Source organism: Streptomyces sp. IBSBF 3136 (genome assembly GCF_036815105.1).
Classification (GTDB): Bacteria; Actinomycetota; Actinomycetes; order Streptomycetales; family Streptomycetaceae; genus Streptomyces.
Genome location: NZ_JAJSZC010000464.1, coordinates 1 through 1127 on the forward strand (window position 1 = coordinate 1; position 1127 = coordinate 1127).

2 protein-coding genes are annotated in these 1127 nt (G+C 69.2%); one reads left to right on the forward strand and one right to left on the reverse strand.

Features of this window, described 5'->3' with window-relative positions; all coding sequences use genetic code 11:
• Positions 1–638: M4 family metallopeptidase (locus V7E45_RS40225; protein ID WP_333779239.1), on the forward strand; the 638-nt coding region annotated here is incomplete at its 5' end.
• A 36-nt stretch (positions 639–674) separates the two neighbouring features.
• Here the strand turns inward: V7E45_RS40225 and V7E45_RS40230 are convergent.
• Positions 675–1127, reverse strand: a 453-nt coding sequence (locus V7E45_RS40230) for a M1 family aminopeptidase (protein WP_333779240.1), incomplete at its 5' end; no start/stop codon positions are given.

Sequence of the window (1127 nt, forward strand, 5' to 3'; positions counted from 1 at the left end):
ACAGCTGCTTCTGCATGACGTACGGCGACGGCGCGAACAACGCCGACCCGCTCACCTCGCTGGACGTGGCCGGCCACGAGATGAGCCACGGTCTGACCGCGGCCACCGCGAAGCTCAACTACAGCCGGGAGTCGGGCGGCCTGAACGAGGCCACCTCCGACATCTTCGGCACGTCGGTGGAGTTCTTCGCGAACAACGCCTCCGACCCCGGTGACTACCTCATCGGCGAGAAGATCGACATCAACGGCAACGGCACCCCGCTGCGCTACATGGACAAGCCCAGCAAGGACGGCGGCTCCGCCGACTACTGGTCGAAGACGGTCGGCCGCCTCGACGTGCACTACTCGTCCGGCGTGGCCAACCACTTCTTCTACCTGCTGAGCGAGGGCAGCGGCGCCAAGACGATCAACGGCGTCTCCTACAACTCACCGACCTACAACGGCTCCACGGTCACCGGCATCGGCCGGGCCAAGGCCGACCAGATCTGGTACAAGGCCCTGAGCACGTACTTCACGTCGACCACGACCTACGCGGGCGCCCGTACCGGCACCCTGCAGGCCGCGGCCGCCCTGTACGGCTCCGGCAGCGCCGAGTACAACGCGGTGGCGGCGGCCTGGACGGCGGTCAACGTCAACTGACCGCGTTCCGAGGCAGTTCCACGGCCGGGCCGCCCGTCACGGGTGGTCCGGCCTGCCGTCTCCGTAGAGCCAGTCCCGCCAGATCCCGGAGAAGTCCTCGCCCGGGGCCCGCTTCTCGACGTACGCGGTGAAGTCGGCAGTGCTCGCGGTGCCGTGGCGGTGGGCGGCGGCCCAGCCCCGGAGGATGGCGTGGAAGGTGTCGTCGCCGACCTTCTGGCGGATCTTCTGCAGCACCGCCGCGCCGCGCTGGTAGACGGGGGCGGCGGAGATGTGCGCGGCGTCGGAGGGCTTCGCCGGCGGGAAGGACCACACCTCCTTGTCGTCCGCCTCGTACAGGTCGTCGAAGGTCCGCTGCGCGCTCCTGCCGCCGTGGTCCTCCTCGTACAGCCACTCCGCGTACGTGGCGAAGCCCTCGTTGAGCCACATGTCCCGCCAGCTCGCGGGGGTGACCGAGTCGCCGTACCACTCGTGGGCGAGTTCGTGCACGAG